This window comes from Nocardioides sp. CCNWLW239 (assembly GCF_037137035.1).
Lineage (GTDB): Bacteria > Actinomycetota > Actinomycetes > Propionibacteriales > Nocardioidaceae > Nocardioides.
In genome coordinates, this window is sequence record NZ_JBBBNW010000003.1 from 271703 (window position 1) to 297517 (window position 25815).

The following is a 25815-nucleotide window of genomic DNA, read 5'->3' on the forward strand; positions in this document are numbered from 1 at the left end:
CCTGGTCAAATACCCTGCTTGTATGGCGACCCGTACGTCTTCCCCGCCGGGTTCGCGGAGCTCGACCACCACCAAGAGCACCCGTCCCCGGAGTACGACCACGACAAAGCGAGCAACGGCCACGAGCCGGGCCCGCTCAAAGGCAGCGCCGAACAAAGGCCAGAGCAAGCGCCGTCCCGCCGCAAAGCCGGCCACCAAGAGGCCGACCAACCGGACGCCACCGCGTGCCGTGCGCAACGGGCCCAGCCCGATCGCGGTCCTCTTCGACGCCGTCTTCTCGACCATCGCGAGCCTGTGGCTGGCGATCGCCGGGGGAGTGGCAGCCCTCTTCCGGGTCGGCGGCCAGGCCGCCAGCGACCTCGAGCCGGAGCACCGGCGTGACGGGGCCGGCCTGTTCCTGATCGGCCTCTCCGTGGTCGTTGCCGCGGGCGTCTGGTTCCAGCTCGGCGGGCAGTTCTTCGACGTCGTACGCATCGCCGTGGCCGGTGTCGTCGGCAAGGTCGGCTGGCTGGTGCCGGTCGGTCTCGTCGTCGCCGGCGTCCGGCTGATGCGTGACCCGGTCGACGCCGCCCCGGTGGGCCGGCTCGTGATCGGCTGGTCCGCGTTCCTGATGGCCACCCTCGGCATCATCCAGATCGCCAACGGCAACCCGCAGCCCACCTCGGGCGACAGCAGCGATCTGCAGTGGGCCGGGGGTGCGATCGGCTATGTCGTGGCCAGCCTGCTCCTCGACGTCCTGCGTTCGACGGCTGTGGTCGTCGTGCTCCTCTCGCTGCTCGTGGTCTTCGGCATCCTGGTCATCACCGGGACGCCGCTCTACCAGGTGCCGAGCAGGCTGGTGGACCTGCGCAACCGTGCGCTGGGTCTGACACCGCCCGAGGAGATGAGCGAGAGCGGCACCAACATCCGGCGGGTGCGCCGTGGCGGCAAGCTCTTCGCCGATGACGACACCTTCGATCCCGAGGGCTTCGAGCCGTACGAGACGCCACTCCTCGAGGACGAGAAGCCGAAGAAGAAGCGAAAGAAGGACGGGCTCGACATCGCGCTCGCCCTCGACGATGACTCCGACGCCGACACCCAGCCCGACGAGGTCGCCCCGAGCGATGCCGCGGGTCTGCTGCCGGCCGTCTCCGACGCTCCGCGGCCGGGCAAGAAGCGCGACCTCGAGCCGCCGCCCCACGCCGAGCTCCCCCCGCGGGTCGAGCAGCTGATGCTCGCCGGCGACGTGACCTACACGCTCCCGGCCAGCGACCTGCTCAAGCCGGGCTCGCCGCACAAGGCACGGTCGAAGGCCTCCGACGAGATCGTCAACCGGCTCCAGGCGGTGCTCGAGGAGTTCAACATCGACGCCGCCGTCACCGGCTACACCCGCGGTCCGACGGTCACGCGCTACATCGTCGAGCTCGGTGCCGGGGTGAAGGTCGAGAAGATCACCGGGATCCAGAAGAACATCGCCTATGCGGTGGCCTCCGCCGACGTACGCATCCTCTCGCCGATCCCGGGCAAGTCCGCCGTCGGTGTGGAGATCCCCAACTCCGACAAGGAGACCGTCACCCTCGGCGACGTGCTCCGCTCCAACGCCGCACGCGGCGACCACCACCCGATGATCACCGGGATCGGCAAGGACGTCGAGGGTGGCTTCGTGGTCGGCAACATGGCGAAGATGCCGCACCTGCTGGTCGCGGGTGCGACCGGTTCGGGTAAGTCGTCCTTCATCAACTCGCTGATCACCTCGATCCTGATGCGGGCCACGCCCGACGAGGTGCGGATGATCATGGTCGACCCCAAGCGGGTCGAGCTCAACGCCTACGAGGGCGTGCCCCATCTGATCACGCCGATCATCACCAACCCGAAGAAGGCCGCCGAGGCGCTGGCCTGGGTCGTACGCGAGATGGACATGCGCTACGACGACCTGGCCAACTTCGGCTTCCGCCACGTCGACGACTTCAACAAGGCCGTACGCGCCGGGAAGGTCCAGCTCCCGCCGGACTCCGAGCGGGTCCTTTCGCCCTACCCCTACCTGCTGGTCATCGTCGACGAGCTCGCCGACCTGATGATGGTCGCGCCTCGTGATGTCGAGGATGCGGTCGTACGCATCACCCAGCTCGCCCGTGCCGCCGGCATCCACCTGGTGCTGGCGACGCAGCGGCCCTCGGTCGACGTCGTCACCGGTCTGATCAAGGCCAACGTGCCCTCGCGCCTCGCCTTCGCGACCTCGTCGCTGGCCGACTCGCGCGTCATCCTCGACCAGCCGGGCGCGGAGAAGCTGGTCGGCCAGGGTGACGGGCTGTTCCTGCCGATGGGTGCCTCCAAGCCGGTCCGTGTGCAGGGCTCGTGGGTGACCGAGAGCGAGATCGCGCACGTCGTCAAGGCCGTCAAGCAGCAGCTCGAGCCGTCCTACCGCGAGGACGTGACCGCCCCGGCGGAGTCCAAGCGGGTGCTGGACGACGACATCGGCGACGACATGGACCTGGTCATCCAGGCGATCGAGCTGATCGTCTCGACCCAGTTCGGCTCGACCTCGATGCTGCAGCGCAAGCTGCGTGTCGGGTTCGCCAAGGCCGGCCGCCTCATGGACATCCTCGAGTCGCGCGGCGTGGTCGGTCCCTCCGAGGGCTCCAAGGCGCGCGACGTACTCGTCAAGCCGGACGAGATCGATGGCGTCATCGCAACGATCCAGGGGGAGATGTGAGCGAGCGTCAGCGAGTGAACCATCGAATCAACACAGCGTCACCCTCGTATGTTGGCGCTTGCGCTACGGGGGTGACGATGTGAGCGAGAATTCACCGGCGGTCGAGACCGTCGACCCTGCAGACCAAGACGAGCCCGTCGTGACTGGCGAGGTTCCTGACGTCGACGTCGTCGAGGTACGCCGCAACGGCCGGCTCGCGCTGGTCGTGGCGCTCGCGTCGCTGCTCGTCGGCGTGGCCTTCGTGCTGCGCGGCGGCATCGAGGGCTACCTGGTCGGCCTGATCCTGCTCGCCGTGGCGGCGGTGCAGGGCTGGACGGCCTGGGACTCCCGGATGCCGCTGCTGCTGGTGGACGAGCAGGGCGTACGTCTCCGCTTCGGTCAGACCTGGCAGGGCATCCCGTGGTCGAAGATCGAGTCCGTCGAGCACACCCCGCGTCCGGACGGGATCGAGCGGTTCTGGAAGGACGGCCGCATCGGCGTGCTGCTGCACGACGAGGACGAGGTGCTCGCGGAGCTTTCGCCGACGGCTCGCCGCCAGGCGATGCTGACCGAGCGCCTCTACGGCTTGCCGTTCTCGCTGCCGCTCGGCCTCTCCACCCGTGTCCTGGGCGCCGGTGACGACCTCACCGAGGCCATCGCGGTCGTGGCTGCCGACGGCGTCGAGGTCGTCGAGATCGACCCCGCCCTCGCGGCGGAGGAGCCGGAGCCGGAAGCCGACGAGACGACCGCCGAGACCACTGACGAGAGCACCGATGAGATCGTCGGCGGTGGCCCCTCCGACGACGGTGACACCGCGATCCGACCGCCCCTCTCCGGTCAGGGTGGAGACACCAACCCCCGGATGCTCCGGGTCTTGGACGAGCCTGATATCAATGCCGCGGACGTGGAGGACGAGGCGGGGCAGGACCAAGTGGACCGGGACACTGAGACGACCGGAGCGACGTCAAGCGAGGGCGTGACCGCGCGAAGCGCGGAGCAGGACGAGACGACCCCGACGACGGAGCCCGCGCCGAAGGCGAAGGCGGAGCCCGTCGCGCCGCTGCGTGAGCCCTCGACCGCCGTCCGGGTCGACGTACGCTACGTACCCCCGGAGCCACAGGAGACGGTCGCCGTCCACGGCGGCGACTCGGTGCTGCTGAACCCGGCGCCGTTCGGCACGGCGGCCGATGCTGTCGAGGCACCGGAGGAGGACGAGGTCGAGGGCGTGACGCTCACCGACCCCGACGAGCCGGTCGACGCGGTCTCGACCGACGACGCCGACGACCAGCCCACCAAGCTGGTCTCCCACGATGCTCCGCAGATCGGTGCCGAGATCTCTGCAGCCCGCCGACGGCTCGCGCTCGACATCGATGGCCTGGCCGAGTGGACGCGGATCCGCCCGCACGTCATCGAGGCGATCGAGGTCGACGACTTCGGCCCCTGCGGCGGCGACTTCTACGCCCGCGGCCACCTGCGCACGTTGGCGCGCGTGCTCGGCATCGAGGTGGCGCCGCTGCTGCGCACCTATGACGAGAAGTACGCCTCCGGCCCGGTCAGCCCGCGCGCCGTGTTCGAGGCCGAGCTCGCCCACAGCGCCGCGGTCCGGCCTGTCCGGCGGATGCGGGGCGGTCCGTCCTGGTCGGTCCTGGTCGCCGCCGTGATGGCGGTCATCCTGGTCTGGTCGGTCGCCCGCCTGGTCATCGACGGCACCCAGCGTGAGCCCGAGGCCGGAGCGATCCAGCTCGACGGCTCGGCCGGCACCGACAACCCCTACGGCAAGTCCGCGCCGGTAGCGGTGACCATCTCCGCCGCCGGTGGCGAGGCCCATGTGGTCGTGCGCGACTCCCGCGGCAAGGTGGTCTTCAGCGGTGACCTCGCCTTCGGCGAGTCCAAGCAGCTCCAGGTCACCCCGCCGTTGCGTGTCCAGACCTCCGACGGGTCGCTCAAGGTCGCCGTCGGCGAGGGCAAGGCCAACGCGCTCGGCAAGACCGGCGAAGCGGCCCAGCGCACCTACACCGCAGGCTGACCCACCATCGCCGAGTCGGCCCGTCTTGACGGGCCGACTCGACCTCGTTTCTGGTCAAGATGAGCCGACTCGGCGAGGTTCTTGGTCAGGGTGTCCGGTAGCGGCGCTCGGGGCGGCCGGCGGTGCCGTAGTTCAGACGTACGCCGATCCGGCCCGTGGTCGCGAAGTGCTCGAGATAGCGTCGGGCGCTGACCCGGGAGACCCCGATCGCGTCGGCGCACTCGGTGGCGCTGAGCTCGCCGGCCGACTGCAGCGCGGCCAGCACGGCGCGAGCGGTCTCGGCGCTGAGCCCCTTCGGCAGGCGTTCCCGCGCCTCCCGGGAGCCCTGATGGCTGAAGACCTCGTCGATCCCGGCCTGCACCTGGTCGCGGTGCTCGGCGCCTTCGGCCTCCTCCGCCTGCTGCTCGATCCTGGCGAGCGCCTCGCGGGAGCGGCGTACGTCGTCGAGCCGGGCCGCCAGGTCCTCGAAGGGGAACGGCTTGACGACGTAGTGCGCGGCTCCGCCGGCTGCGGCGGCCCGCACCGTGTCGGCCTCGCGGGCGGCGGTGATGACGATGACGTCGGCCTCGTCGCCGCGACCGCGTAGCCGGCGCAGCAGCTCGATGCCGCTGAAGTCGGGCAGGTGGACGTCGAGCAGGAGCACGTCGGGGGAGAGCCGGGCCACCTCGTCGAGCGCCTGAGTGCCGGTGGCGGCGACGCCGACGACCCGGAACCCCTCGACGCGCTCGACGAAACGGGTGTGGATCGAGGCCACCATGAAGTCGTCCTCGACCACGAGCACGGTCAGCTCGGCGGACGTCATCGGGCCTCCTCGGGGGTCGTGGCGGTGGGTGGTGCGAGCGGGGCGGCGCCGGGGAGGGTTGCGATGAAGACCGCTCCCGGGCGCTCCGCCGACCCGCTATTCTCCACCTCGACCTCGCCGCCGCGTGCACGGCACACCAGCTGCACCAGCGCGAGACCCACGCCGCGGCCGCTGGCGTCGCGCGGTTTCGTGCTGAACCCGCGCCGGAAGATCTCCGGGAGCCGCTCGGCGGGCACACCGCCACCGGTGTCGGAGACGCGTACGGTGACGGTCTCGCCCTCAGCCGTGAGGCGGACGCCGACCCGACCGTCGAGCGGTGCGACCAGCGCAGCGGCGTCGACGGCGTTGTCGACCAGGTTGCCCAGGACGGTCACGACGTCGGCCGACCCGTCGGGGGTGAGACGGGGCAGCTCGCTCGAAGCCTCCAGGTCGATGCTGACCCGACGCTCGGCGGCCAGGCTGGCCTTGGCGATGAGCAGGGCGGCCACCGCGGGGTCGTTGATCCTCGAGGTGATGCGGTCGCTCAGCGCTGCCCGGCGTGCGGTCAGCCCGGTGACGAAACGGCCCACCTCGGCGTACTCCTCCAGCTCGAGCAGCCCGGTGATGGTGTGCAGCTGGTTGCTGAACTCGTGGGTCTGCGCCCGCAGCGTCTCGGTGACGCTCTCGCGGGCGTTGAGCTCGCTCTGCAGCGCCACCAGCTCGGTGCGGTCGCGCAGCGTGGTGACGGTGCCGGCGGGACGGCCGTCGTGGTGGACGCGGTTGCGGTTGAGCACGAGCACACGCTCGCCGGTGACCAGCGGGGCGTCGTGCACCTCCTCGGTCCCGCTGAGCAGGGCGAGAGTGTCGGCGGGCAGGCCGAGGGTGTCGAGTCGTCGCCCGGTGGGGTCGGAGGTCAGGCCGAGCAGCTCCAGGGCGCTGTCGCTCATCAGGCTGACCCGGCCGTCGGCGCCGACGGCCAGCACCCCCTCGCGGATCGAGCGGAGCAGACCCTCGCGATGGTCGGCGAGAGCGGCGATGTCGCGAGGCTCCAGACCCCGCGTACGTCGCTTGATCAGTCGCGCCAGCAGCCAGGAGCCCAGCACCCCGAGTGCCAGACCGATGAGCAGCACGGTCACCGCGTCGGCCCAGGTCCGGGCGATCCGCTCCGTCAACGGGGGGTAGTCCTCGGTCACCACGACCACACCGACCGGCCGAGGTGCCTCCGCGTCCACGCCGGTCGTACCGCCGCCGTAGACCGGCACCTGCGCCGCGATCGCGCGCCGCCCGGCGTCGTCGATGTCGCCGGACCAGGCCCGGCTCGTCTCGCGCCGGCCGAGGTCGAGAGTCTCGCCGATCCGGGTGGGGTCGGTGGCGACGAGCACCTCGCCGTCGAGGTCGGTGAGATAGGCGGTGTCCGCGCCCGCGTCAGCGGCCCGAGTCTGCAGGTAGAAGGCCAGCGCCTGCCGGTCGGGTGTGCCGGTCAGCCCGTCCTGGACGGCCGCGATCCCGGCCAGGCTCTCCGCGGCCGCGCGCAGCCGGTCCTCACGGGAGTCACGGAAGTCGGCGTCGCTCTGCCGCAGCGACACGATGCTGGTCGCCACGACGACGAGCAGCAGCACCGAGAGCTGCAGCAGCAGCACCTGACCGGCCAGCGTCAGGTGGCCTCGCGAGCCCTGTGACCACAAGTTCCACAACCTCCTTTGGTTGCCCAACGGTGACGGCAGTCACCGCGGGCTGTGACCATCGCCACTGACCGTTTCATCCCCCTGAGTCTGGAGGCCAGCCGTTGTCGACGCCGACATCGCCGTCCCCGCCCCGATCCTCGCTGCCCACGCAGCGGGTCCGGGCAGCGAGCATACGCCGCACCCGTGCCCTCGCCATCGTGCTCGCGACCTGTCTGCTGGCCGCTGCCTCGGCCTGCGGCGTGACCCGCGGCGAGGAGTCGCGAGACCTCGACATGTGGATCCCGAACAGCCCCGGAGGCGGCTACGACCAGACCGGTCGTGCGGCCGTCGGCGTGCTCGACCGTGACAACCTGACCGGCGGTGACATCCAGGTGACCAACATCCTGGGCGCCGGCGGCTCCGTCGCGATGTCCCGGCTGATGAGCGAGGAGGGCAACGGCAACCTGCTCATGACGATCGGTCTGGGTGTGGTCGGCTCGACGTACTCCTTCGGTGTGGACGCCCGCCCCCAGGACGCCACCCCGATCGCACAGCTCATCGAGGAGCAGGAGGGCGTGCTGGTCCCCGCCGACTCGCCGTTCAAGACCATCGACGACCTGGTGAAGGCCTGGGCCGCGGATCCCGAGTCCATCGTCGTGGGCGGCGGCTCCTCGCCCGGCGGCCCGGACCACCTCTTCCCGATGCAGCTCGCCGAGGCGGCCGGCATCGACCCCAAGGACGTCAAGTACGTCCCGTACGACGGCGGTGGCCCGCTGACCAGCGCGCTGCTCGGTCACAAGATCGAGGTCGGCTTCTCCGGTCTCGCCGAGTTCGAGGGGCAGGTGGAGGCCGGCGAGCTTCGAGTCCTGGCCACCTCCGGTGACGAGCGCGCCACCGGTGTCTTCGCGGACGCGCCCACCCTCACCGAGAGCGGTCTCGACCTGGTCTTCCTCAACTGGCGCGGCGTGCTCGCTCCTCCGGGGATCAGCGAGAAGCGTCGCCAGGAGCTGATCGACCTGCTGACCCGGATGCACGACTCGGAGCAGTGGCAGCAGGCGCTGAAGGACAACGGCTGGACCGACGCCTTCGTCACCGGCGACGACTTCGACGACCTGCTGGTCGAGCAGGACCAGCGCGTCGCCTCGACCCTGAAGGAGCTGGATCTGCTGTGAGCGTCCACGAAACCGCACCCGCCGAGCACGCGGGCACCCGCCGCCGGATCGATGTCGGCCAGTTCGGCCTGGCTGCGTTCCTGGTCGTCGTCGGGATCTACACGATCGTCGACGCCGCGGGGCTCGAGGTCGGCTTCGCCGACCCGGTCGGCCCCCGCGTCTTCCCCTACGTCATCGGCTCCGGTCTCGTCGTCGTCGGCGTGCTCCTCGCCGTCGCCACGGCCCGCGGCTCCCAGCCGGAGCCCGAGGAGGGCGAAGACGTCGACCTGAGCCAGTCGGCCGACTGGCTGACCGTCACCAAGCTCGTCGCCGTCCTGCTGCTCACGGTCGCGACCGTGAACCTGCTCGGCTGGGCGATCTCGGGTGCGTTGCTGTTCGTCGGCGCCGCCTGGTCCCTCGGCAGCCGCACGCTGGTGCGCGACGTGCTCGTCGGGCTCGTCCTCGCCGTCGCCAGCTGGTACGCCTTCCACGTCGGTCTGGGCATCCCGCTCACCCCTGGCGTGCTCGACGGGATCCTGTGAGGACTGACTGATGGACAACTTCCAACTGCTCATGGGCGGCCTCGAGTCCGCCCTGACCCCGATGAACCTGCTCTACGCCGCCCTCGGCGTGCTGCTGGGCACCTTCGTCGGCGTGCTGCCCGGCATCGGGCCGGCGATGGCCATCGCGCTGCTGCTGCCCGTGACGTACCGGCTCGAGCCGACCAGCGCCTTCATCATGTTCGCCGGCCTCTACTACGGCGGCATGTACGGCGGCTCCACCACCTCGATCCTGCTGAACACACCGGGGGAGTCCGCCTCGGTGATGACGGCACTGGAGGGCAACCGGATGGCCCGGGCGGGACGTGGCGCGCAGGCGCTGGCGACCGCCGCGGTCGGCTCGTTCATCGCCGGCACCATCGGCACGATCCTGGTGGCCTTCTTCTCCCCGGCGCTGGCCGATGTGGCCGTCGAGCTGGGCGCGCCCTCGTACTTCGCGCTGATGGTGCTGGCCCTGGTCATGACCACGACCGTGCTCGGCACCTCGGCCCTGCGCGGGTTCGCCGCGCTGTTCCTCGGCCTGTCGATCGGTCTGGTCGGACTCGACCTCAACACCGGTCAGCCGCGCCTCACCTTCGGGGTGACCCAGCTCGTCGACCGGCTCGACATCGTCGTGGTCGCGGTCGGCATCTTCGCCCTCGGCGAGGCACTCTGGGTGGCCGCGCACCTGCGGCGGAAGCCGGCGCACGTGATCCCGGTCGGCCGTCCCTGGCTCTCGCGCGACGACTGGGGCCGCTCCTGGAAGCCGTGGCTGCGCGGCACCGCGTTCGGGTTCCCGTTCGGCGCGCTGCCGGCCGGTGGCGCCGAGATCCCGACCTTCCTCTCCTACCTGACCGAGCGGAAGCTCTCCAAGCGCGACGACTTCGGCCGCGGTGCCATCGAGGGTGTCGCCGGTCCCGAGGCGGCCAACAACGCCTCGGCCGCCGGGATGTTCGTGCCGATGCTCGCCCTCGGTCTGCCGGTGACCGCCACCGCGGCGGTGATGCTCTCGGCGCTCCAGGGCTACGGCATCACGCCCGGACCGCAGCTGATGACCGATCACGCCGACCTGGTGTGGACGCTGCTGGCCAGCCTGCTGATCGGCAACACCCTGCTGCTGGTGCTCAACCTGCCGCTGGCGCCGCTGTGGGCGCGTCTGCTGCGGATCCCGCGACCGCAGCTCTACGCGGGCATCCTGTTCTTCGCCTGCCTCGGGGCGTACGCCACCAACATGGACCCCTTCGACATCGGGCTGCTGGTCGCGTTCGGTCTGCTCGGGCTGATGATGCGCCGCTTCGGTCTTCCGGTGCTACCGCTGATCCTCGGCGTCATCCTGGGGCCGCTCATGGAGACGAAGCTGCGCGAGGCGCTGACCATCTCGGGCGGTGACTACACGGCGCTGCTCAGCGAGCCGCTCGCAGTGGTCATCTACGTCCTGATCGCACTGTTCATCCTGGGCCGGCCGTTCATCGCCCGGCTCCGGGCACGGGCCGAGCAGTCGGCCGACCCCGACGAGCTCGAGGACGAGAAGGAGCTGGCACAGTCATGAGTGATACTCCCGCAGGTGGATGGGTGGTCGTAGCGTGGGCGCCCGACGTCTTCGGCGCGGTCGCGCTGGACTGGGCGCTCGCCGACGCCGAGCGTCGTGACCGGGGTGTCGTGGTCGTGAACGCCTCCCGGGGCGACGCCCTGGTCGACGACCGCTACGCCCTGGAGGACCAGGTCGCCGAGCTCGAGCGCCGGCTCACCGAGTCCGGCCGACCCCACGAGATCCGGCAGTCCATCGACCCGGACGTCGCCGGCGCCGTCCTCGACGCCGCCGAGCAGCTCGACGCCCGGCTGATCGTGGTCGGTCTGCGGCGGCGTACGCCGGTCGGCAAGCTGCTGATGGGCAGCGTCGCGCAACGGATCCTGCTCGGCGCCTCCTGCCCGGTCCTCTCCGTGAAGCCGGGCTCGGTGCCCGACTGATCCGACTTCGGGTCGCCGCGGCGACTTCGACGTGAGGAGCAGAGGTGAACCGACGGCCCCCGGTGCCGGTGAACATGGCACCGGGGGCGGACGGCTCGGCAGCCGATCAGGCTGGCGGAGTCACTCCACGCAGGACATCGATCTGGATGATGTCATCCGCAGCCCGTTGAAGCTTCGCATCGCTGGTCAGCAGAGGAAGATCGAGCTCGACGGCCAGCGCGACGAAGAGCGCGTCGTACATCCTCAGCATCTTCGTCGATGCGAGTCGAGCCGCGCGCTCCAAACGATCGGGGGTCGTCTCCTGCACCGTCACGCCGATGTCGTCGATCACACGAACCGCTGCGGCGAACTCGTCGGTGGTGAGCAGCTTGGTCAAGAGGCCCTTCTTCCGAAGGACGCCGGCGACCTCGATTCTCGCAAAATCGATCGTCGTCACAGAAGTCCGCTCGGTGATGAGGTCATCGTGGAGCTCCCGCGCATGTTCGAAGCCATCCTGGTCGACAAACCAGCGCACGAAGACGCCGGTGTCGACGACATAGGCGTCAGCCACGTCCGCCATCACGCAGGGCGTCAAGCTCCTCATCGACACCAGTCACGCCAGTCATCCGTTCCTGAACTGACCTGAGCGTCGCCACCGCCCGAATTCTGCGCTCGTCGCGGCGAATCAACTGCAGAACCGGGGCCAGTTGCTCTTCGGGCAACTGGTCCACCAGTTGGTGCAGTTCCTCACGCATCGCGCTCATGACGACAGTGTACGGCGCGACGGTTCGGTGTGTAGGGCGTGCGCCCGTCATACTTCACGGTGATGAGCACTGCCACCGAACCCTCCGCCGAGACCGCCCCGACCGACCAGCCGCTGGTGTCGGTCGCCATGGTCACCCTCGGGTGCACCCGCAACGAGGTGGACTCCGAGGAGCTCGCCGGTCGGCTGACGGCCGGCGGCTTCCGGCTGGTCGCCGACCCGGACGAGGCCGACACCGTGGTGGTCAACACCTGCGGCTTCGTCGAGCAGGCGAAGAAGGACTCGGTCGACACGCTGCTCGAGGCCGCCGACCTCAAGGAGAACGGCCGCGCGCAGGCTGTCGTCGCGGTCGGCTGCATGGCCGAGCGCTACGGCAAGGACCTGGCCGCCGAGCTGCCGGAGGCCGACGCGGTGCTCGGCTTCGACGACTACCCCGACATCGCCGCCAAGCTCCGGGCGATCCTGGCGGGCGAGACCCACCACCCCCACACCCCCCAGGACCGGCGCCTGCTACTCCCGATCTCCCCGGTCGAGCGCGACGCCTCCGCCATCTCGGTCCCCGGCATGGCTGCGGTCGACCAGGTGCCTGGTTTCGCCGGACGTACGCGGCTCGACGACGCCCCTTGGGCGCCGCTGAAGCTCGCCTCGGGCTGCGACCGGCGCTGCACCTTCTGCGCGATCCCGCAGTTCCGCGGCTCGTTCGTGTCGCGTCGGCCGAGCGACGTGCTCCACGAGGGCCAGTGGCTCGCGGAACAGGGCGTCAAGGAGCTCTTCCTGGTCTCGGAGAACTCCACCTCCTACGGCAAGGACCTCGGCGACATCCGGCTGCTCGAGACGCTCCTGCCGGAGCTGGCCGGCATCGACGGCATCGAGCGCGTCCGCGTCTCCTACCTGCAGCCCGCCGAGACCCGGCCTGACCTGCTCAAGGTCATCGCCACCACGCCCGGTGTGACGCCCTACTTCGACCTGAGCTTCCAGCACGCCTCCAACGCGGTCCTGCGGCGGATGAAGCGGTTCGGTGACCCGGAGAGCTTCCTCGGGCTGCTCGAGCAGATCCGTGGCTACGCGCCGACCGCCGGCGTACGCTCCAACGTCATCGTCGGTTTCCCCGGCGAGACCGAGGAGGACCTCGAGATCCTCACCGACTTCCTGGTCGCGGCGCGCATGGACGTCACCGGGGTCTTCGGCTACTCCGACGAGGAGGGCACCGAGGCCGCCGGTTTCGACGACTCCCTCAAGCTGGACGAGGACGAGATCCGCGCCCGGGTCGAGCACGTCAACGAGCTCGTCGAGGAGCTCACGGCCCAGCGCGCCGAGGAGCGGATCGGGGAGCAGGTCGTCGTCCTCGTCGAGGAGGTCGCCGACGGGGAGATTCTCGGCCGGGCCGCCCACCAGGGGCCCGAGGTCGACGGGATGACCTCGCTCGAGGGTGATGTCGAGGGCGTACGTCCGGGTGATCTCGTGACCGCCACCGTCACCGCCTCCGAAGGCGTTGACCTCGTCGCGACGGTGAACGGCTAGGGTGCGGCTCGTGGACGAGACGACGGCGGCCGAGAAGACCAGCAACTGGAACGTACCCAACGCGCTGACCACGCTGCGGATCCTCGCGGTGCCGTTCTTCGCGTGGGCGCTGCTCGCCGACGGCGGCGACAACCCGACCCTGCGCTGGGTCGCGTTCGCGATCTTCGCGCTGGCGATGATCACCGACAAGATCGACGGTGACCTGGCCCGCAAGCACAACCTGATCACCGACTTCGGCAAGATCGCCGACCCGATCGCCGACAAGGCGGTCACCGGGATGGCGTTCATCGGCCTCTCGATCGTCGGCGACATCTGGTGGTGGGTCACCATCATCGTGCTGCTGCGCGAGTGGAGCGTCACGCTGCTGCGGCTCTCGGTGCTGAAGAAGATCGTGATCGCGGCCGACCAGCTCGGCAAGATCAAGACCACCGTGCAGGCGGTCGCGCTCGGCGGCCTGCTGCTGCCGCTCCCGCACGGCTCGGCGCACGGCGGCGCATTCGGCGACGCCCTCGCCCTCGAGCTGCTCTTCTACGCCTTCCAGGCCTGTCTCGCGGTCGCGGTCGCGCTGACGATGTGGTCGGGTGCGCAGTTCTTCCACGGCGTGTGGAAGCAGCGCGCCTCGTTCCGCTCCTGACCGCGCTCATCCAGAGTTGCGGGTAGTTGAAACTCCGTTACCGGACGTTCATCGAAGTTCCCCGCCACGAGGGCGCACCTCGCGTTATGGTCACGTGGTTTCGGTCGGTGCTGATTCGGGCAGACCGCCCAACCTCATCAACCTTCCACGCGGGGAGTCATCCATGTTCTCAGCACGTCAGGTGCTCGGTTCAGCGGTCGGCCTGACCGCGGCCGTCGCCGGCCTCGGCGCGGTCGCCATCCCGTCCGCCCAGGCCACCACCGAGCCCGTCGCCATCGCCGACATCCAGGGCACCGGCACCACCAGCCCGTACGACGGCCAGACGGTCACCACCAGCGGCATCGTCACCGCGGCCTACCCGTCGGGCGGCTTCTTCGGGTTCTACCTCCAGACGCCCGGCACCGGCGGAGCGCTCGACCTCGCGTCCCACGACGCCTCCGACGCGGTCTTCGTCTACCAGCCCCGGTCGGCTGGCCCGGTCACGGTCGAGCCAGGAGACGCGGTGACGGTGACCGGTGAGGTGACCGAGTACGCCGGACTGACCGAGGTGTCGGTGCCGACCGCTTCCGGGATCGTCACCGACGGCACCGGGTCGATCGAGCCGGTCGTCTCGCAGTGGCCGGCGACCGACGCGCAGAAGGAGTCCCTGGAGGGCATGCTCTTCGCGCCGCAGGGCGAGGTCACGGTGAGCAACACCTATGGTGTCGAGAACTTCGGCGAGCTCGGCCTCGCCCACGGTGACCGCCCGCTGATCCAGCCGACCGAGGTGGCCCGGCCCGGGTCCGACGAGGCCGCGGCGGTCGAGGCCGACAACGCCGCTCGCGGGATCGTGCTCGACGACGGCTCCTCGACCACGCTGCGTCCGCCGACGAGTCGCACGATCCCCTACGTCTCCAACACCTCGCCCGTCGTGGTCGGTGCGTCCGTCGACTTCCGCGGCCCGGTGATCCTCTCCGAGGGCGGTTCGCCCTCGGCGCCGACCTACCGGCTCCAGCCCACCCGCGTCGCCACCGCCGACCCCGCGTCGTGGCCGGCAGACTTCGGCGACGTACGCAGCTCCGCACCCGACGCGGCCAAGATCGGCCACGCCGACGTGAAGATCGCCTCCTTCAACGTCCTCAACTACTTCACCACGCTGGGCGACGCGAACGACGACAACATCGGGGACGGTGGCTGCACCGCCTACAAGGACCGGTCCGGCGACGGCAACAACGTCAGCGGCGGCTGCGACCAGCGTGGTGCCTGGGACCCGGCCGACTTCGCTCGCCAGCAGTCGAAGATCGTCTCCGCGATCAACGCGCTCGACGCCGACGTCGTCGGGCTGATGGAGATCGAGAACTCGGCGCGCTTGGGCGAGACGCCCGACGAGGCGACCCGCTCGCTGGTCGCCGCGCTCAACGCGGCCGCCGGCCGCGAGGTCTGGACCGCCAACCCGTCCTCGGCAGAGCTGCCCGACGCCGCCGGCTCTGACGTGATCACCAACGCGATCATCTACAAGCGCTCAGCCGTACGCCGCCTCGGCGAGGCCCGCGCGCTGGGCGACCAGAGCGGCGACGACGAGGCCTTCGGCAACGCCCGTGAGCCGATCGGCCAGATCTTCAAGCCCGTCGACGGCGGCGCCCCGTTCTTCTTCGTGGTCAACCACTTCAAGTCGAAGGGCTCGCCCGGTCCGTGGCCGGGCGACGGTGACACCGGCGACGGCCAGGGCGCCTCGAACGAGTCGCGGGTCCGGCAGGCGACCGCGCTGGTCTCGTGGGTCTCCTCGATCCGGTCCCAGACCGGGGTTGCCGACGTGGCACTGGCCGGTGACTTCAACGCCTACACCCAGGAGGACCCGATGCAGGTCCTCTACGAGGCCGGCTACGCCGACTCCGAGACGTTGAGCGGCAACGAGGAGTACAGCTACTCCTTCTCCGGCCTGTCCGGCTCGCTCGACCACGTACTGCTCAACCAGCACGCCCAGCGCCGATTCACCGGCTCGGACATCTGGAAGATCAACTCGGGGGAGTCGCTGCTCCTCGAATACAGCCGCTACAACTACACCGGCGCCGACCTGCACACCGACTCGCCGTTCCGCTCCTCCGACCACGACCCGGTCGTCGTCGGGCTGAAGCGCAACGCCGGTCGCTGAGACCGCGCCGAGTCGGCTCGTCACGACGAGCCGACTCGGTGGCGGGTTCGTCCGCTACGTTCCTTACATGGGAAATGTCGAAGAACTCCACGCTGCCCTGCGGGACGCGGACGCCACGCTGGCGACGGCCGAGTCCCTGACCGCCGGACGTCTGGCCGCGATGCTCACCGACCCTCCGGGGGCGTCGAAGACGTTCCGCGGGGGTTTCGTGACGTACGCGACGGAGCTGAAGCACCTCCTGCTGGGCGTCCCCGTCTCGGTGATCGAGACCGTGGGGGTGGTCTCCGCGGAGTGCGCCGCGGCGATGGCCGCCGGTGCGAGGGAGCGGTCGGGATCGACGTACGGGCTCGCGACCACGGGTGTGGCCGGGCCCGAGGAGCAGGAGGGAAAGCCCGTCGGGACGGTGTATCTGGGCGTTTCCGGTCCGCACGGCGAAACAACGGCGCTGCTCGGGCTGTCGGGCTCGCGCATGGAGATCCAGCGTGATACGTGTTTGTTCGCTGTCGATGAACTACTCCGACTACTTCGGCGGGAACATCGAACGGTCAGGTAGCGTTGGACAAGGACGTCACCCAGATGTCGGTGACTTGTGAACTGTAGGAGGCTGACCGCAATGGTGCTCTTCCGTCGACTGCTCGGCGAGGTGCTTCGTGCCCAGCGGCTCGAGCGCGGGATGACCCTGCGCGAGGTCTCCGCCGAGGCACGCGTGAGTCTCGGTTACATCTCCGAGGTCGAGCGTGGCCAGAAGGAGGCCTCCTCCGAGCTTCTCGCCTCGCTCTGCAGCGCCCTCGACGTGGCGCTCTCCGACGTGCTTCGCGACGTGTCCGACGCGGTCGCCCTCGAGGAGGCGACCATCCTCCGGATGCCGGTCCGCGCCACGGCCGACGTCGCCGCCGCCTGATCCTCCCCAATCTCGGGGAGATTCTTTCCCAGGTGTCTCAAGACGGACGTTTCCGTCTCCTTGCATGATGTGGGCCCACGACGGGCCCCGGTTTCATGGGGAGATGGTGTCATGCACATGGCTGTCGAGAACGAGCTTCCAGACATGGCGGTCCCGGCGTCGCGACGAGATCCCGCCCTGCTCGAGGCCGAGCTCTTCGGGCTGGAGGAGACCCTGAACATCCTCCGCGACGAGTTCTCCTCGGTCGCCCCCAGCGAGCGCGTCCACGTCGTCCGGCACATGCGTGACACGCGCGTGCGGATCGCGCGGATCCGGATGCAGCTGCTGCACGGCTTTCCGTCCTAGGACTGACACCTGGGGCAGTGGTAGGCCGGGCGCTCCTTGCCGAGGGGGCCGACCTTGGTCAGCGTGACCGCGCCGCCGCAGCGCCGGCACGTGCGGCGGCCGTAGACCCACATCTGCCGGGAGCGTGACCAGTCGGCCTTCATCAGGTCGCGGGTGCGCTGGAGCATCCGGGGGAGCTTGTCGCCGGCCTCCGCGACCGTACGCAGCGGGCTGATCCCGGCGATGAAGCAGGTCTCCGCGGCGTAGATCGTGCCGATGCCGGCGAGGTTCGTCTGGTCGCGCAGCGCCTCGAAGAGGAGTCGATCGGGCTCGCGGGTGAGACGCTCGAGGGCCGCATCAGGATCCCAGTCGTCGGCGAGGATGTCCGGGCCGATATGGGCGAGCAGCCGCTCCTCCTCATCACGACGGACGAGCTCGACGATGCCGAGCAGGAAGCCGACCGCCTCGGTCTGCTCGGTGCGGAGCACCACCCGCGCCTGGAAGCCGGGCTTCGGCCAGCGCCGGCCGGCTTCGAGGATCCGCCAGGACCCCTCCATCTTCAGGTGGGTGTGCAGCGTCCACTCGCCCGTGGGATGGTCGATCCGGGTCAGCAGGTGCTTGCCGCGGGAGACGGTCTCGCGGACCGTGCCGCCGGACAGGTCGACGGTGGCCAGCTGCGGGACCCGGAAGTCCGTACGCGTGAGCACCTGCCCCGACAGTCCCTTGTCGAGTCGCCTGGCGGTGCGGAGGACCGCGTCACCCTCGGGCACGTCCTCACCTGCCCGGTGAGGTCAGGCGCAGGCCGCGCGGGGTGGCGATGAAGCCGGCGTACTGGAGCGCCTGCCGCAGCGGGGTCTCTCCCGAGCCGAGCAACGGGGCGCCGTCGGCCTTCTCGACCGTCAGCCGTCCCAGCGCGCCACGACGGACGGCATCGGCGAGGGCTTCGGCGGCCGGCTCGAGGAGGTTGGGGTCCTCGGACCAGGTCAGCAGTGTGCGGCCGCCGCGCTCGACGTACAGTGCCAGCTCGCCGTCGACCAGCACCACGATGGCGCCCGCCTTGCGTCCTGGCCGGTGGCCCTCCTCCGAGACCGGCCAGGGAAGCGCCGCGCCGTAGGGATTGGCGGGGTCGGTCGCGGCGAGCGCGAGCGCGACGGGCTTGTCGGAGGGGGCGACCCGGGAGAACGTACGCAGCCGGTCGACCGAGCCCGCGGTGCCGAACTGGGCGGCACCCAGGCCCTCGACGAAGTAGCCCCGCCTGGCCCTTCCGGACTCCTCGAAGGCGCTGAGCACCTTGTAGACGGCGGCGAATCCTCCGGGCGTGCGCTCGGACTGCACCGCGCCGCGGGTGACCACGCCGTGACGCTCCAGCAGTCGCTCGGCGGCCGCGTGGGCGCGCTTGGTCGGATCCGGGTCGGGCTCGGGCAGGATCGTCCACCGCCCGGCCGCCTCCGGGAGGCTGGCCCGGGCCGGCATCCGCGCGCCTCCGGTGTAGCGGCCGCCCCGGGCACGCGGCGGTGGGCGTCTCGAGCGGTGCGAAGGAGTGCCGGATCGGGTCAGCGCCCGCAGCGGCAGCAGCGTGTCGTTGCTGACCCGGCCCGACCAGACCAGCTCCCACAGCGCTGCGCTCAGGTCGGCGTCGCTCGGCGTCTTCTCGTCGCCGGCCGCCACGGTCCGGGCGAGCTGGTGGAAGAACCAGGCGCCACCGGGCTCCAGGGCTTCGAGGAGCCGTTCGGCCAGCGGACCCGGCGGCATCTCGGTGGGCGGTGGCAGGGTCAGCTCGGCGGTGTCGGCCGGGTGCAGCGAGACCCAGCCGTCGGTGCCCGGCAGGGTGCCGTGGCCGGCCCAGAGCACCTCGCCGCCGGCGGTGAGCTCGTCGAGGTATGCCGGCTCGTAGTCGACCACTCGTGCCGGGAGGATCAGGCTCTCCAGCGCACTGGCCGGCACCGGGCAGCCGGCGAGCTGGTCGACCACGCTCAGCACCCCGTCGACCCCGCGCAGCGCGCCCTTGCGTACGGACGCCTTCTGCCACGCCGGAAGGAACCTGCCCAGCGCCGCCGGCTCGACGGGCTCGACCTCCTTGCGCAGCCGGGCCAGGGAGCGCCGGCGCAGCATCCGGAGCACGTCGGCGTCACACCACTCCAGCCCGCTTCCGCCCGGCCGGAACTCGCCGTCGAGCACCCGCCCGCGTGCCGAGAGCCGGGCCAGGGCGTGCCGCACGACCGCCTCACCCAGCCCCAGCCTGGCAGCCACATCGGCGGCTGTGAACGGCCCGTGCGACCGGGCATACCGCGAGACCAGATCGCCGACCGGGTCCTCGACGGGCTCGGTGAACGCCGACGGTACGCCCGGCGGAACCGCCACGCCCAGCCCGTCCCTGAGCCTGGCCACGTCCTCGACCACCGCCCACCGAGCTTCTCCCGCGACCCGAACCTCGACCACCCGCCGCGCCGTCGCCAGCGTTTCCAACATCGCCGAGACGTCACCCCGGTCGGCCGAGGCGTCGCTGGCGTCGGCCGAGAGGTCGCTGGCGTCGGTCGAAACGTCACTGGCGCTGGCCGAGACGTCCGTAGGTGACGTCTCGGCCGATGGGGCTGACGCCTCGGCCGACGTACGTGACGCCTCGGCAGGGGTGGTGCGTGACGTGACCTCGTCGAGGGTGAGGGGGCCGATGGTGCGGATGAGGTCGGTGATGCCCTCGGCGCCACGGGCGCGTCGGCCGGGGGCGAGGCGCTGCAGCTCGGACTCCACCTCGGCCAGCACCTCGGGGTCGAGCAGCTCGCGGAGCTCGGCGCGGCCGAGGAGCTCGGCAAGAAGGCCCTGGTCGAGGGTGAGTGCGGCGGCGCGGCGTTCGGCCAGCGGGGAGTCGCCCTCGTAGAGGAACTGGGCGACGTAGCCGAACAGGAGCGACTGGGCGTAGGGCGACGGGGTCGGGGTGGCGACATCGACGATGGAGATCTCGCGCCGGTCGATGCGCTGGAGGAGGCCGACGAGGGAGGGGAGGTCGTAGACGTCGCGGAGACACTCGCGGACGGCCTCGAGGATGATCGGGAAGCTCGGGTAGTGCGAGGCGACCTCGAGCAGGGCGGCGGAGCGCTGGCGCTGCTGCCACAGCGGCGAGCGCCGGCCCGGGTCGCGACGGGGGAGGAGCAGCGCTCGCGCCGCGCACTCGCGGAAGCGGCTGGCGAAGAGGGCCGAGCCACCGACCTCGGTGGTGACCAGGTCCTCGATCTCGTCGGGCTCGAAGACGATCAGCTCGCCGGTCGGCGCTTCGGCATCGGTGTCGGGGAGCCGGATCACGATGCCGTCGTCGCTGTCGATCGCCTGCCCGTCGACGCCGTAGCGCTCGCGGATCCGGGCATTGATCGCCAAGGCCCATGGGGCATGGACGGGGCGGCCGTAGGGGGAGTGGACGACCAGCCGCCAGTCGCCGAGCTCGTCGCGGAACCGCTCGACGACGATGGTGCTGTCGGAGGGGATGACGTTGGTGGCCTCGGTCTGCTCGTGCAGGTAGGTGACCAGGTTGGCGGCGGCGTAGGTGTCCAGGCCGTCTTCCTGCGCCCGCGCCTCGGCCTTCGCCCGGGGCAGCGCGGCGAGCTCGCGGGCGTAGGCACCGACGGCCTCGCCGAGCTCGGCGGGACGGCCCAGCGAGTCGCCCTTCCAGAACGGCAACCTGCCCGGGATCCCCGGAGCCGGGGTCACCAGCACCCGGTCGTGGGTGATGTCCTCGATCCGCCAGGACGTCGCGCCCAGTGCGAACACGTCGCCGACCCGCGACTCGTAGACCATCTCCTCATCGAGCTCGCCGACGCGTCTCCCCACACCTTCCCCGACCAGATAGACGCCGAAGAGGCCACGGTCGGGAATCGTGCCACCGCTGGTGACGGCGAGCCGCTGCGCGCCCGGCCGCCCGGTGACGGTCCCGGCGACCCGGTCCCACACGATGCGCGGGCGCAGCTCGGCGAACTCCTCGCTCGGATAGCGCCCGGCGAGCAGATCGAGGGTGGCGTCGTAGGCGGAGCGGGGGAGTGTGGCGTAGGACGCGGTCCGCCTGACCATCGTGAACAGCTCGTCGACGTCCCAGGTGTCCAGTGCGGTGGCGGCGACGATCTGCTGGGCGAGCACGTCGAGCGGGTTGGCCGGCAGGCTCATCGACTCGATCAGCCCGGCGCGCATCCGTTGCACCGAGACCGCGGTCTGGGCTAGGTCGCCGCGATGCTTCGGGAAGAGCACCCCGCGAGAGACCTCGCCGACCTGGTGGCCGGCCCGCCCGACGCGCTGGAGCGCGGAGGCGACGCTCGGCGGTGACTCGATCTGGACCACGAGGTCGACCGCACCCATGTCGATGCCGAGCTCGAGGCTCGAGGTCGCGACCACCGCGGGCAGGCGACCGGACTTGAGGTCGTCCTCGATGAGCGCGCGCTGCTCCTTGGACACCGAGCCGTGGTGGGCCTTGGCGATCACCGGGGCCGCGCCGTGCGACTGCCCCGACTGCGCCATCACCTGTGCAGGCGGCGGCCCCGTCTGGAAGACGCGGTCAGAGGCGATCTCGTTGAGCCGCGCGGTCAGTCGCTCCGCGATCCGGCGGGAGTTGGCGAAGACGATGGTGGAACGGTGAGCGGTGACCAGGTCGGCGACATGCTCCTCGACGTGCGGCCAGATCGAGGAGGCTCGCTGGGGATCGTCGTCCTCCTCCTCGCTGTAGGGGCTCGGCGCGGTCATGTCCTCGACCGGCACGACGACGCTCAGGTCCCACCGCTTCTCGGCAGGGGGCGCGACGATCTCGACGGGCTGCGCGCCGCCGAGATAGCGCGCCACCTCCTCCAGCGGCCGCACGGTCGCGGAGAGCCCGATCCGCTGGGCCGGCTTCTTCAGCAGAGCATCGAGGCGCTCCAGCGTCAGCGCCAGGTGGGAGCCGCGCTTGGTCGCCGCCACCGCATGCACCTCGTCGACGATCACCGTCTCGACGCTGCGCAGCGTCTCGCGCGCCTGGCTGGTCAGCATCAGGAACAGCGACTCGGGTGTGGTGATCAGGATGTCCGGGGGAGCGGTCGTCAGGCGTCGCCGGTCCGCCGCGGTGGTGTCACCCGAGCGCACCCCCACCCGCACCTCGGGCGCCTCGACGCCCAACCGCTCGGCGGTCTGACGGATCCCCACCAGCGGACTGCGCAGGTTGCGCTCGACGTCGACGCCGAGCGCCTTGAGCGGGGAGATGTAGAGGACCCGGCAACGCTCCTTCTTCTCCGGCACCGGCTCGGTCAGCAGCTTGTCGATCGACCACAGGAACGCGCTGAGCGTCTTCCCCGACCCGGTGGGCGCCACGACCAGCGCGTTGCGCCCCGCCCCGATCGCCTCCCAGGCTCCCGCCTGTGCCGCGGTCGGCGCAGCGAAGGCAGCCTGGAACCACGTACGTGTCGGGTCGCTGAACTGCGCCAACGCCGAATCCGTGCTGCCGCTCATGGGACAAACCTAGTCGCGACCACCGACACTCAGCGGTCACACTGACGTCATGCACCTCATCGTCCTCTTCGGCCCGCAGGCGGTCGGCAAGATGAGCGTCGGCCGGGAGATCGCGTCCCGGACGACCTACCGCCTGCTGCACAACCACGCCACGATCGAGCCGCTGCTGGAGGTCTTCGACTGGGGGACCCAGCCGTTCACCATCCTGAAGAGGGAGTTCCGCAGGCGCGTGATCGAGGAGGCGGTGGCGTACGACCTTCCGGGGTTGATCCTGACCTACGCCTGGGCGCTGGACGTTCCTGCGGACACCGCGGAGGTCGAGCGGATGATCGCGCCCGCGGTCGAGGCGGGCGCGCGGATCGACTTCGTCGAGCTGTACGCCGACGTGGCGATCCGGCTCGCCCGCGAGGGCACGCCCGAACGGCTGGCTGCGAAGCCGTCCAAGCGCGACGGCGAATGGGCACGCAGGGACGTCATCAGCGCGAACGAGCGCTGGGAGCTCTCGACAGGTCCCGAGGTGCCGTTCCCGCTCGACTTCCCGCACTTCGTCATCGACAACACCGATCTGTCCGCAGCCGAGGTGGCCGAGAAGATCATCGCGAGGCTGGGGCTGCCGAGCTGAACATCCCCCACCGCCGACCGGGATGTGGTCCAATCCCGCTGTGGACCTCGCGCTCGACCTGACGGACCGATCGGTCAGATCAGCATCGCTCTACCAGGCTCTGCGCGACGCGCTCGGTGACGGCAGGCTGAAGGCGGGCGACCGTCTTCCCGCGAGCCGGGCGCTGGCCAAGGACCTCGGCATCTCGCGCAACACGGTCGCCACCGTCTACGAGCGTCTGGTGGCGGAGGGTTTCCTGGAGTCGCGCGTGGGCGCGGGGACGTACGTCGCCGAGACCACCCGACGTCACCGGGACAAGGCCCCAGGAGCCCTGAGCCCGCGCCCCGGCTGGCGGTGGGCTCCCCGGCCGACGAGCGGAGAGGCCGCGGCCCCGGCGTACGACCTGCGGGTGGGGATCCCCGACGCCGAGCTCTTCCCGTTCGACACCTGGCGACGGATCCTGACCGCCGAGTCGCGACTGCGGGGTCACCATCCCGGGACCTATGCCGGGCCCGCCGGTCTGCCGAGGCTGCGCGAGGCGCTGGCGCACACGGTGGCCTACCACCGCGGGGTGCGGGCCGACCCGGGCCAGATCGTGGTCACCAACGGCACCCAGCAGGCGCTCGACCTCATCGCCCGGGTGCTCCTGGAGCCGGGCGACATCGTCGCGGTGGAGGACCCGGGCTACCCGTCCGCGCGCGACCTCTTCGCCTCCCACGGGGCCCGCGTCGTGCCGGTCCCGGTCGACGAGGACGGGCTGGTCGTCGACCGCCTCCCGGAGCAGACGAGGCTCGTCTACACGACCCCGAGCCACCAGTTCCCGCTCGGCGTACGCCTCTCCCTCCCACGTCGCCGAGCCCTGCTCGCGTTCGCCGACACCCACGGTGCGGGCATCGTCGAGGACGACTACGACAGCGAGTTCCGGTTCACCGAACGGCCCCTCGAACCGCTGCACGCCCTCGACGACCAGGGCCGGGTGATCTACGTCGGCACCTTCTCCAAGTCGCTGCTGCCGAGCCTGCGCACCGGCTACCTGGTCGCGCCGGACTCCTTGGTCGACAGCCTGGTCGCCGCCAAGCAGCTCACCGACGCCTTCGGCCCCGTCCAGTCCCAGGCCGCGCTGGCCCGCTTCTTGGAGGAGGGCCTGCTCGCCCGCCACGTACGCAAGGCGTCCAAGACGTACGCCGAGCGTCGATCTCTCCTCCTCGAGACCCTTGCGACCTGGCCGGTCGAGGTGCTCCCGTCGGCTGCCGGGCTGCACCTCTCCGCCTACGCGGAGCTCCCAGGCGACCTGCCCGAACGCGCCGCCGCCGAGGGGCTGGCGCTGGACACGATCGCCGCTCACCGCTTGCTGCCCGGCCACGACGGGCTGTTCCTAGGCTACGGAGCCGTCCGGACAGAGAGCCTGCCCCGCGGGCTCCAGATCTTGGCCGCTCTTGCGGGCTGGGCCTGACCGGTCTCGGCGTGACGTGGCCAGCGACCACGCCAGACCGGCCCCGCCACAGAGCACCGGGCCGAGCAGGTGGGCACCGGTGAGACCCAGCAGGATCAGTGCCGCGACCAGTGAGCAGACCGCTGCCCACCACGAGCGCCCACCGCGCGGCAGCAGCCGCAGCGCGGCCGCCGCCCCGACCACGTAGAGCAGCGCGAACGTGCCCGAGGCCATCAGCAGAGCAGCATCGGTGGAGGCACCGACGACCCAGGTCACCGCGAGGGTGCCCAGCGCGACCGCGCAGATCGTGAGCAGCGAGCGCCGCGGGATCGCGGACGCCGGAGCGGCCAGGAACCGCGGCAGCCCGCCCTCACGGGCCAGCGACGCCCCCAGCCGCGACCCGCCTGCGAAGTAGGCGTTGATCGCTCCGATGGTCAGCAGCACCGCGACGACGGCGGTGACCGGCCGCGCGGGTTCTCCGAAGCCCAGGACGAGCAGATCCGCCAACGGTGCGGCCCCGGACGTCGACCCGAGCGAGGCCACCGTCACGAACGCGATCCCGAGGTAGAGCACGGTCACCACGACCAGCGCGATGACGGTCGCCCGGCGGATGTCGCGCGTCGGGTCGCGATACTCGGCCGAGAGCGACGACAGGATCTCCCAGCCCGCGAACGCCCACACCAGCATCGCCGCGGCGGTGCCGACGGAGCCCCACCCGTACGGCGCGAACGGCGTCAGGCGGCCCAGCTCGGCGTGCGGCAGCGCCACCAGGACCGCGACCGCGAGCAGCACCGCGATCGACCCGGCGATGGCCAGCTGCACACCTCCGGACACCTTGATCCCGAACCAGTTCATGACGGTGACCAGCACGATGATCGCCGCGGTCGCCGCCAGGTTCATGCCCTGGCCGCCACCGAACGCGTCGGCGACGTACGCGCCACCGAACCCGGCAGCGACCGGCGCCCCCACACCGATGGTCAGGTAGAACGCCCAGCCGACCATCGTGGCGACGTGCGAGTTGAACGCGAGCCGAGCGTAGGTCGCCACCCCGCCGCCGTCCGGATGCCGCGCGCCGAGCGCAGCGAACGTGGCCGCCAGCGGCACCGAGAGCACGATCAGCGCCAGCCAGGCCACGAGCGAGGCCGGCCCGGCCTCGCTCGCCGCCAGGGCGGGCAGGGAGATGACACCGGTGCCGAGCACTGCACCGAGGGTGAGAGCCGCGCCCTGGGGCACGGAGAGTCCGTCGTTGTTCACGACAGCGACGCTAGTGAG

At 70.8% G+C, this 25815-nt stretch carries 21 protein-coding genes; 14 read left to right on the forward strand and 7 right to left on the reverse strand.

Features of this window, described 5'->3' with window-relative positions:
• The first annotated feature begins 22 nt into the window (after nucleotides 1-22).
• Together WBG06_RS13120 and WBG06_RS13125 are read left to right on the forward strand one after the other, a co-directional pair.
• The gene (locus WBG06_RS13120; protein WP_336737231.1) at nucleotides 23-2692 is read left to right on the forward strand and encodes an FtsK/SpoIIIE family DNA translocase; all 2670 of its coding nucleotides are present in this window, start codon (nucleotides 23-25) and stop codon (nucleotides 2690-2692) included.
• Between the two features lie 79 nt (nucleotides 2693-2771).
• A complete protein-coding gene (locus tag WBG06_RS13125; protein ID WP_336737232.1) occupies nucleotides 2772-4697 on the forward strand; it encodes a helix-turn-helix domain-containing protein in 1926 nt (641 codons plus the stop codon).
• 85 nt (nucleotides 4698-4782) lie between these two features.
• On the opposite strand, the gene WBG06_RS13130 is transcribed toward WBG06_RS13125, so the two are convergent.
• Nucleotides 4783-5499 (reverse strand): response regulator, encoded by a 717-nt coding sequence (locus WBG06_RS13130; RefSeq protein ID WP_336737233.1) that lies wholly within the window; start codon nucleotides 5497-5499, stop codon nucleotides 4783-4785.
• Nucleotides 5496-7163 carry a sensor histidine kinase gene (locus tag WBG06_RS13135; RefSeq protein WP_336737235.1) on the reverse strand — a complete coding sequence of 556 codons (1668 nt, stop codon included), beginning with the start codon at nucleotides 7161-7163 and terminating at the stop codon, nucleotides 5496-5498. Before WBG06_RS13135 ends, WBG06_RS13130 begins: the two co-directional genes overlap by 4 nt.
• Before the next feature lie 101 nt (nucleotides 7164-7264).
• Here WBG06_RS13135 and WBG06_RS13140 point away from each other — a divergent pair, with 101 nt between their 5' ends.
• From WBG06_RS13140 to WBG06_RS13155, 4 genes are read left to right on the forward strand one after another with little or no spacing between them, the layout of a single operon-like run.
• Nucleotides 7265-8314, forward strand: a complete 1050-nt coding sequence (locus WBG06_RS13140) for a Bug family tripartite tricarboxylate transporter substrate binding protein (RefSeq protein ID WP_336737236.1) — start codon at nucleotides 7265-7267, stop codon at nucleotides 8312-8314.
• Nucleotides 8311-8835: a tripartite tricarboxylate transporter TctB family protein gene (locus tag WBG06_RS13145; protein ID WP_336737237.1), complete on the forward strand. Its 525-nt coding sequence runs from the start codon at nucleotides 8311-8313 to the stop codon at nucleotides 8833-8835. The genes WBG06_RS13140 and WBG06_RS13145 overlap by 4 nt, the downstream gene beginning before the upstream one ends.
• A 10-nt stretch (nucleotides 8836-8845) precedes the next feature.
• Entirely contained in the window at nucleotides 8846-10381 is a 1536-nt protein-coding gene (locus WBG06_RS13150; RefSeq protein WP_336737238.1) for a tripartite tricarboxylate transporter permease, read from the forward strand.
• Nucleotides 10378-10800 (forward strand): universal stress protein, encoded by a 423-nt coding sequence (locus WBG06_RS13155; protein WP_336737239.1) that lies wholly within the window; start codon nucleotides 10378-10380, stop codon nucleotides 10798-10800. The genes WBG06_RS13150 and WBG06_RS13155 overlap by 4 nt, the downstream gene beginning before the upstream one ends.
• Nucleotides 10801-10906: 106 nt before the next feature.
• On the opposite strand, the gene WBG06_RS13160 is transcribed toward WBG06_RS13155, so the two are convergent.
• Together WBG06_RS13160 and WBG06_RS13165 are read right to left on the reverse strand one after the other, a co-directional pair.
• Nucleotides 10907-11350, reverse strand: coding sequence for a type II toxin-antitoxin system VapC family toxin (locus WBG06_RS13160; protein ID WP_336737240.1), 444 nt, complete (start codon nucleotides 11348-11350; stop codon nucleotides 10907-10909).
• A complete protein-coding gene (locus WBG06_RS13165) occupies nucleotides 11343-11543 on the reverse strand; it encodes a hypothetical protein (RefSeq protein WP_336737241.1) in 201 nt (66 codons plus the stop codon). Before WBG06_RS13165 ends, WBG06_RS13160 begins: the two co-directional genes overlap by 8 nt.
• Before the next feature lie 116 nt (nucleotides 11544-11659).
• Between WBG06_RS13165 and rimO the strand changes: the two genes are divergently transcribed.
• From rimO to WBG06_RS13195, 6 genes are all read left to right on the forward strand, one after another.
• Complete coding sequence (rimO, locus tag WBG06_RS13170) at nucleotides 11660-13063, forward strand: 30S ribosomal protein S12 methylthiotransferase RimO (RefSeq protein ID WP_336738056.1); 1404 nt, start codon at nucleotides 11660-11662, stop codon at nucleotides 13061-13063.
• 10 nt (nucleotides 13064-13073) lie between these two features.
• Nucleotides 13074-13697 carry a CDP-diacylglycerol--glycerol-3-phosphate 3-phosphatidyltransferase gene (gene pgsA / locus WBG06_RS13175; RefSeq protein ID WP_336737242.1) on the forward strand — a complete coding sequence of 208 codons (624 nt, stop codon included), beginning with the start codon at nucleotides 13074-13076 and terminating at the stop codon, nucleotides 13695-13697.
• A 163-nt stretch (nucleotides 13698-13860) separates the two neighbouring features.
• Nucleotides 13861-15828: an ExeM/NucH family extracellular endonuclease gene (locus tag WBG06_RS13180; protein ID WP_336737243.1), complete on the forward strand. Its 1968-nt coding sequence runs from the start codon at nucleotides 13861-13863 to the stop codon at nucleotides 15826-15828.
• Nucleotides 15829-15895: 67 nt separating this feature from the next.
• Entirely contained in the window at nucleotides 15896-16381 is a 486-nt protein-coding gene (locus tag WBG06_RS13185) for a CinA family protein (protein WP_336737245.1), read from the forward strand.
• Nucleotides 16382-16441: 60 nt separating this feature from the next.
• Nucleotides 16442-16729, forward strand: a complete 288-nt coding sequence (locus tag WBG06_RS13190) for a helix-turn-helix domain-containing protein (protein WP_336737246.1) — start codon at nucleotides 16442-16444, stop codon at nucleotides 16727-16729.
• Nucleotides 16730-16846: 117 nt separating this feature from the next.
• Complete coding sequence (locus WBG06_RS13195) at nucleotides 16847-17074, forward strand: hypothetical protein (RefSeq protein WP_336737247.1); 228 nt, start codon at nucleotides 16847-16849, stop codon at nucleotides 17072-17074.
• Here the strand turns inward: WBG06_RS13195 and WBG06_RS13200 are convergent.
• Both WBG06_RS13200 and WBG06_RS13205 read right to left on the reverse strand, forming a co-directional pair.
• Nucleotides 17071-17823, reverse strand: coding sequence for a DNA-formamidopyrimidine glycosylase family protein (locus WBG06_RS13200; protein WP_336737248.1), 753 nt, complete (start codon nucleotides 17821-17823; stop codon nucleotides 17071-17073). The two genes, WBG06_RS13195 and WBG06_RS13200, sit on opposite strands and share 4 nt — an antisense overlap.
• A 4-nt stretch (nucleotides 17824-17827) precedes the next feature.
• Nucleotides 17828-22510, reverse strand: a complete 4683-nt coding sequence (locus WBG06_RS13205; RefSeq protein ID WP_336737249.1) for an Lhr family ATP-dependent helicase — start codon at nucleotides 22508-22510, stop codon at nucleotides 17828-17830.
• Nucleotides 22511-22559: 49 nt separating this feature from the next.
• Here WBG06_RS13205 and WBG06_RS13210 point away from each other — a divergent pair, with 49 nt between their 5' ends.
• Together WBG06_RS13210 and pdxR are read left to right on the forward strand one after the other, a co-directional pair.
• Nucleotides 22560-23132, forward strand: a complete 573-nt coding sequence (locus WBG06_RS13210) for a hypothetical protein (RefSeq protein WP_336737250.1) — start codon at nucleotides 22560-22562, stop codon at nucleotides 23130-23132.
• Between the two features lie 40 nt (nucleotides 23133-23172).
• Nucleotides 23173-24564, forward strand: a complete 1392-nt coding sequence (pdxR, locus tag WBG06_RS13215; RefSeq protein WP_336737251.1) for a MocR-like pyridoxine biosynthesis transcription factor PdxR — start codon at nucleotides 23173-23175, stop codon at nucleotides 24562-24564.
• Here pdxR and WBG06_RS13220 read toward each other — a convergent pair.
• Nucleotides 24487-25797 carry an APC family permease gene (locus WBG06_RS13220; protein WP_336737252.1) on the reverse strand — a complete coding sequence of 437 codons (1311 nt, stop codon included), beginning with the start codon at nucleotides 25795-25797 and terminating at the stop codon, nucleotides 24487-24489. The two genes, pdxR and WBG06_RS13220, sit on opposite strands and share 78 nt — an antisense overlap.
• Between the last annotated feature and the right edge of the window lie 18 nt (nucleotides 25798-25815).

Bases quoted from the DNA above. Each gene is read 5' to 3' on its own strand.
- WBG06_RS13190 (WP_336737246.1), top strand. From the start codon at position 16,442: ATGGTGCTCTTCCGTCGACTGCTCGGCGAGGTGCTTCGTGCCCAGCGG.
- WBG06_RS13155 (WP_336737239.1), top strand. From the start codon at position 10,378: ATGAGTGATACTCCCGCAGGTGGATGGGTGGTCGTAGCGTGGGCGCCC.
- WBG06_RS13165 (WP_336737241.1), bottom strand. From the start codon at position 11,543: ATGAGCGCGATGCGTGAGGAACTGCACCAACTGGTGGACCAGTTGCCC.
- WBG06_RS13120 (WP_336737231.1), top strand. From the start codon at position 23: ATGGCGACCCGTACGTCTTCCCCGCCGGGTTCGCGGAGCTCGACCACC.
- WBG06_RS13130 (WP_336737233.1), bottom strand. From the start codon at position 5,499: ATGACGTCCGCCGAGCTGACCGTGCTCGTGGTCGAGGACGACTTCATG.
- WBG06_RS13185 (WP_336737245.1), top strand. From the start codon at position 15,896: ATGGGAAATGTCGAAGAACTCCACGCTGCCCTGCGGGACGCGGACGCC.
- WBG06_RS13180 (WP_336737243.1), top strand. From the start codon at position 13,861: ATGTTCTCAGCACGTCAGGTGCTCGGTTCAGCGGTCGGCCTGACCGCG.
- WBG06_RS13150 (WP_336737238.1), top strand. From the start codon at position 8,846: ATGGACAACTTCCAACTGCTCATGGGCGGCCTCGAGTCCGCCCTGACC.
- WBG06_RS13210 (WP_336737250.1), top strand. From the start codon at position 22,560: ATGCACCTCATCGTCCTCTTCGGCCCGCAGGCGGTCGGCAAGATGAGC.
- WBG06_RS13205 (WP_336737249.1), bottom strand. From the start codon at position 22,510: ATGAGCGGCAGCACGGATTCGGCGTTGGCGCAGTTCAGCGACCCGACA.
- WBG06_RS13195 (WP_336737247.1), top strand. From the start codon at position 16,847: ATGGCTGTCGAGAACGAGCTTCCAGACATGGCGGTCCCGGCGTCGCGA.